At 69.5% G+C, this 5,590-nt stretch carries 5 protein-coding genes, 1 tRNA gene and 1 pseudogene; 2 read left to right on the forward strand and 5 right to left on the reverse strand.

All coding sequences use genetic code 11. The annotated features are described in order from the left end of the window. Positions 1–211: pseudogene (locus VIM26_RS03460) on the forward strand (hypothetical protein); the annotation flags it as partial. A gap of 118 nt (positions 212–329) precedes the next feature. On the opposite strand, the gene VIM26_RS03465 reads toward VIM26_RS03460, so the two are convergent. Then, positions 330–938 carry a TetR/AcrR family transcriptional regulator gene (locus VIM26_RS03465; protein WP_331948938.1) on the reverse strand — a complete coding sequence of 203 codons (609 nt, stop codon included), beginning with the start codon at positions 936–938 and terminating at the stop codon, positions 330–332. Positions 939–1,028: 90 nt separating this feature from the next. Here VIM26_RS03465 and VIM26_RS03470 point away from each other — a divergent pair, with 90 nt between their 5' ends. Beyond that, on the forward strand, positions 1,029–1,862 hold the full coding sequence (locus tag VIM26_RS03470) for an SDR family oxidoreductase (protein WP_331948939.1): 834 nt from the start codon (positions 1,029–1,031) through the stop codon (positions 1,860–1,862). Positions 1,863–1,950: 88 nt separating this feature from the next. Here VIM26_RS03470 and VIM26_RS03475 read toward each other — a convergent pair whose 3' ends face one another. The 4 genes from VIM26_RS03475 to VIM26_RS03490 all read right to left on the reverse strand — a co-directional run. Continuing rightward, on the reverse strand, positions 1,951–2,655 hold the full coding sequence (locus VIM26_RS03475) for an HAD family phosphatase (RefSeq protein WP_331948941.1): 705 nt from the start codon (positions 2,653–2,655) through the stop codon (positions 1,951–1,953). 154 nt (positions 2,656–2,809) lie between these two features. After that, positions 2,810–2,883, reverse strand: a tRNA-Leu gene (locus VIM26_RS03480). A gap of 185 nt (positions 2,884–3,068) precedes the next feature. Next, positions 3,069–4,535, reverse strand: a complete 1,467-nt coding sequence (locus VIM26_RS03485) for an NAD(P)/FAD-dependent oxidoreductase (RefSeq protein ID WP_331948942.1) — start codon at positions 4,533–4,535, stop codon at positions 3,069–3,071. 131 nt (positions 4,536–4,666) lie between these two features. Beyond that, a partial coding sequence (locus VIM26_RS03490) for a sugar-binding protein (RefSeq protein ID WP_331948943.1) occupies positions 4,667–5,590 on the reverse strand: 924 nt, incomplete at its 5' end.

The following is a 5,590-nucleotide window of genomic DNA, read 5'->3' on the forward strand; positions in this document are numbered from 1 at the left end:
CCCGTCCTGCGACGCGCCGGCTCGGCTGTGCGAATGTCACCATTGCGTTCATTGGGCCAGAGACCACGGCGACACCGACGTCGCCACCGGAATCCTGCTCTGCTTCCACCACCATACCTATGTCCACAACAACGGCATCGAGATCGTCTGGAAACGCGGCGGCGGCTGGGCATTCACCGACCGCCACGGCAGTCTCATTCTGCGGAACTGAACGCCATGAGAAGTTCCGCCGAGCCAGAAGAAGACCCGGTCCCACCATCGGGACCTACCTCACGACTCGAACGACCGCGCCCACCCATCGACCGACTCGCGCGCATCCCATCATCTGGCTACGGGGTCAGACCCGGCAGGACGGCGGCCACGACCCCGGCAGCGAACAGGTCGACGCTCGCTTCGTCCTGGGTCGCCGGGTCGACAGCATCGCCATCGAAGCACCACAGGAACGCCTGGTGCATCGCGGCGCCGACGAGCGCCATCGCGACCGCGTCGATGGGGGCGGCAGTACCGATCCGTCCGGCCTCCTGCTCGGCGGCCAGGTAGGTCCTGACCCCGTCGCGGACGATGTCAGGGCCGGTGCCGCGCATGCGGACGGCATCCCGGTGCCGGGCGAGGAGGTCGCCATCGGAGAAGATCGACATCCCGATGGGCAGGACTGCCCGGTAGAAACCCGTCGCCTCGACCACGATCCGCCGGAGATTGCCGGCGAGCGAGCCCGTTCCGACGAGGCTCGAGACACCGCCGGTGACCACTGAGACCCTCGGTAGCCGCTCGGCGAGCACGCACAGCAAGAGACCCGTCTTGTCGCCGAACAGCTTGTACAGCATGGGCTCGGAGTAGCCGGCCGCCCTGGCGATCTCCTTGGTGGTCGCGCGAGCCAGCCCTTGCGTCCGCAGCACGTGCAGCGCGCCGTCGAGGATCGCGTCGCGGGTCGAAGTCACTGGTTCCTCCTTGCGGTGTTAGTAAACACTAACCTAGGATTAGTGAACCCTAACCTCCGGTCCCGGAGGCTGGTCCGGCGAGGAGGAGACATGACCTCACCCATCCTGGTCACCGGCGGCACGGGCACGCTCGGGCGTCTCGTCGTGGCGCGGCTGCGGGACGCGGGCCGCGACGTTCGCGTGCTCAGTCGGAGCGCGCGGGTCGCACCGGCCGGCGTTGAACTCGTCAACGGCGACCTGACCACCGGCGAGGGGATCGACGCTGCTGTCGACGGGGTCGACGTCATCGTGCACTGCGCGGGCGGCCCGAAGGGTGACGACGACAAGGCCCGCCACCTGGTGCGTGCTGCCTCGAAGGCGAGCTCACCGCACCTGGTCTACATCTCGGTCGTGGGAGCCGACCGCGTCCCGGTGGTCGGCAGGATCGACCGCGCGATGTTCGGGTACTTCGCGTCCAAGCGGGCGGCCGAACTGGTCGTGGCCGGCTCCGGCCTGCCGTTCACGACCCTGCGCGCCACCCAGTTCCACGAGCTGATCCTGATCGTGGCGCGGGCAATGGCGAAGCGGCCCGTGATCCCGGCGCCGGCCGGCTTCCGGTTCCAACCGATCGACGCCGACGAGGTCGCGGCCCGCCTCGTCGAACTCGCCCTCGGCCGACCGGCCGGGCTGGTGCCCGACCTGGGAGGTCCCCGGATCTACCCGTTGACCGACCTGATCCGCAGCTACCTGCAGGCGACCGGAAAGCGCCGGCCGATCGTGCGGGTGCGGATGCCGGGCGGGGCCGCGGCCGCGATCCGCAACGGCTCTAACCTGACGCCCGACCGCGCCGTCGGCCGCACGACCTGGGAGGAGTTCCTCGCCGACCGGCTGGCCTCGTCGCCGACGGCACCCGCGACCGGCCCGCGCCGCCTTCCGGAAGAATAGGGCGACACCCCGATGACCGGCGGGCACCCGCTGCTCAACGGGCACAGGCAGCTGAGCGGGCTCGGATCGCTCAGCGGACTCGGATCGCTCAGCGGGCTCGGATCGCACCTTTGACAGGAGTCAGCGACGCGACCCACCTGAGCAGCGCGGGATCTGCCAGCGACGAAAGCTGCCAGTCGTGGTCGATCCGACTGCCGGGCAGGGACGGCACGGTGATCACGAAGAGGCCGGCGGCGCGGGCCGCCGCGGCACCGGTCCCCGAGTCTTCGAACGCCACGGACAGCTCCGGAGCCGCCCCCAGCAGGGCGCACGCCGCAAGGTAGAGCTCGGGATCTGGCTTCGGCCGCTCGACCTCGTCGGCCGCGAGCGAGATTGGGAGCAGCTCGGCGAGGCCCGAACCCTGGAGCGCGACGTCGAGCAGGAAGCGCGGGCTGTTGCTGGCGACCGCCACCGGCACCCGCTCGGCGCACGCGCGCACCAGCTCGACCGCACCCGGGAGCGGGTTCGCGCCGAGCTCGAGTTCGACGCCGACCCGCGCGAGCAGATCAGCCGCGACCGCGGCACCTTCACCACGGCGGCCGAAGTAGTCGGCCATGGCATCGCTCGAAGCCTCGATCGTCCGTCCGATCAGCAAGGCCTTCTGCTCGAGCCCGAACGAGAAGCCGTGCTCGGCGAACACCGCCGACTCGGCGCGCGTCCAGCACGTCTCGGTGTCCACGAGGAGCCCGTCGCAGTCGAAGACGATGGCGGCGGGCGCCGACTGTGCGATTCTCGTCGACGGTACGGACTTCACCGAAGGCACAGTCCTCGCCGAAGGCGCAGTCCTCGCCGTTGGTGCAGTCCTCGCGGAAGGCGCGGTCTCCTCCGAAGGTGCGGCTTTCACGGTCAACCTCGTCGATCGACGGACTCCGAGCTCCGAGAGCGTCCGAGAGCGATGGCGCGCTGAGTGCCCCCGACGGGACTTGAACCCGTACTGGACCGGGTTTAAGCCGGTTGCCTCTGCCAATTGGGCTACGGGGGCGCGCCCCCATCCTGCCAGCGCGCGCGGCGCCGTCGGCCAGGCCCCGACCCGCAACGTCCGAGCGTTGACGTCCTATAGGACGTCAACGCTCGGACGTTGCGCATGTGGCGGGGCTTCGCGGGCGGGGTGCACGTGCCGCGAGCGGGAGGCGGGTCTAGCGGGAGGCGGGTCGAGCGGGTGGTGGGTCAGTCGGTCGTCGGGGGTGTGCCCGCGGGACCGCCGACGTCGGCAGGCTCGGGCGCCGGCAGCTTGGGCAGCGGCATCGACGCGGCGCGGAACTCGGCGCGCGGGTCGTGCAGCGCGCCGAGCGCGACGACCTCGCGGCGGAACAGCAGCGCACCGGTCCAGCCGACCATGATGCGCACCTTGCGGTTCAGGGTCGGCATCGCGAAGACGTGGTACGTGCGGTGCAGCACCCAGGCGAGGAAGCCGCGCACCTTGATCGCGCCGAACATCTGCGCGACGCCCTTGTACAGGCCGAGGGACGCGACCGCCCCGACGTTCTTGTGCTGGTACTCCGTCGGCTGCGCGCTGCGCAAGATCCTGGCGAGGTTGTCCCCGAGGTGGTTGCCCTCACGCAGGGCGTGCTGGGCGTTCGGCGGGCAGTACTCGCCGGGGTTGTACAGGTCCGGCACCGCCGCGCAGTCCCCCGCGGCCCAGACGTCGGGCACGACCTCGCCGTCGGCGGTGGCGACCTGCAGGGTCGGCAGGCAGATCACCCGGCCGAGCTTGTCCAGCGGCAGGTCCGAGCTGCGCAGCACCGGGTTGGGCGTGACGCCGGCGGTCCAGACCAGGGTCTCGCACTCGAACTCGAGACCGTTGGACAGCACGACATGGCCGTCCGTGCAGGAGTTGAGGAAGGTCGACAGGTGGATCTCGATGCTGCGCTTGCTCAGCTGCTCGAGGGTGTAGCCGCCGAGCTCCTCGCTCACCTCCGGCAGGATCCGCCGGGAACCCTCCACGAGCACGAAGCGGATCTCGGCGTTGTCGACCGAGTCGTAGTAGCCGGCCGCGGTGCGCGCCATGTCCTCGACCTCGGCGAGCGCCTCGATCCCCGCGAAACCGCCGCCGACGAACACGAACGTGAGCATCTTGCGCCGCAGCTCGGCGTCCCAGGTCGAGCTCGCGGTGTCGATCCGCCCGAGCACGTGGTTGCGGATGGCGATGGCCTCTTCGATGTTCTTGAAGCCGATGCCGAACTCCGCGAGGCCGGGGATGGGCAGCGTGCGGGCGATCGATCCGAGCCCCAGGACGAGGTGGTCGTACGCGATGTCGTACGGCTCGCCCTGGGTCGGGGTGATCTGGACCTTGCGGTCCGCGTGCCGGATCCCGGTGACCTTGCCGTGCAGCGTGTCGATCCCCTTGAGCGCGGTGTGGTGCGGCGCGACGACGTAGCGCGGGTCGATCGACCCGGCGGCCGCCTCGGGGAGGAACGGCGCGTACGTCATGTACGGCCGAGGGTCGACGACGACGATCGCGGCCTCCCGCTTGCCGAGGCGCTTGCGCAGCCGGCGAGCGGTGTAGACCCCGACGGTCCCGCCGCCGAGGATCACGACGCGCGGAACCTTGCGGGGACGGACTCCGTCGTCGGTGCGGGGCGCCTGCACGCTCGGGTGGGCGGCGCCGGTCGGGGGAAGATCGGTGGCAGACATATCACCACGTTATCGTCGGTTCCCCCCGCTGGGCACCCTCGTCCCACGCGCGCTCGCAGGCACCAGCACGCCGACAGGGCCGGTCCCCACGATTTGTGGAGGCCGGCCCTGCGCGTGAGCTCGAGCTGTGACTACTTCGTCAGCGGCGCGAGAGTCGGGTCGTTGGCGTACGCCTCGGCCGCGTTGGCCTTGGTGACGATCAGCGGGGGCAGCAGGAACGAGGGAACGACCTTGACGCCGTTGTCGTACGATTTGGTGTCGTTGACCTCGGGCTTGTCGCCCTTCTGCAGGTCCGTGACCATCTTGATGGCCTGCTTGACCAGGTTGCGGGTGTCCTTGTTGATCGTGGAGTACTGCTCGCCCGCCATGATCGACTTGACCGACTGGGGCTCCGAGTCCTGACCGGTGACGATCGGGATCGGATTTCCGGCGGCCTTCACCGAGGTGATGATCGCCCGCGCCAGGGTGTCGTTCGGGGACAGCACGCCGTCGAGCGTCCTGTTGCCGTACTTGCTGGTCAGGATCGTGTCCATGCGGCTCTGCGCGTTCTCAGCCTTCCAGCCGGCGGTCGCCGTCTGCTTGATGTCCACCTGTCCCGAACCGACGACGAGGGTGCCGTCATCGATCTTCGGCTGCAGGATCTTCATCGCGCCGCCGAAGAACACCTTGGAGTTGGCGTCGTCCGAGGAGCCCGAGAACAGCTCAATGTTGTACGGGCCGGTCGCCTTCTTCGCCTTCATCCCGTCCAGCAGGGCCTGGCCCTGGAGCTCGCCGACCTTCTCGTTGTCGTACGCGACGTAGTAGTCGACGTCCTTGGTGTTCAGGATGAGCCGGTCGTACGCGATCACGATCGCGCCCGCGTCATGGGCGGCCTTGACCTGGGTGCCGAGCTGACCGCCGTCGGCTGCGCCGATGATGACGACCTTGGCGCCGTTGGTGACCATCGCGGAGATCTGGTCCTGCTGGTCCTTGACCGGGGACGAGGCACCCGCGTACTGCACCTCGCCCTTGAAGCCGGCGTCCTTGAGTCCGTTCTCGAACAGGCTGCCCGCGAG

Origin of the sequence: Pengzhenrongella sp., assembly GCF_036565025.1 — a bacterium.
GTDB lineage: Bacteria > Actinomycetota > Actinomycetes > Actinomycetales > Cellulomonadaceae > Pengzhenrongella.

Coding starts and splice junctions, on each gene's coding strand:
- VIM26_RS03470 (WP_331948939.1), top strand. CDS start 1,029: ATGACCTCACCCATCCTGGTCACCGGCGGCACGGGCACGCTCGGGCGT.
- VIM26_RS03485 (WP_331948942.1), bottom strand. CDS start 4,535: ATGTCTGCCACCGATCTTCCCCCGACCGGCGCCGCCCACCCGAGCGTG.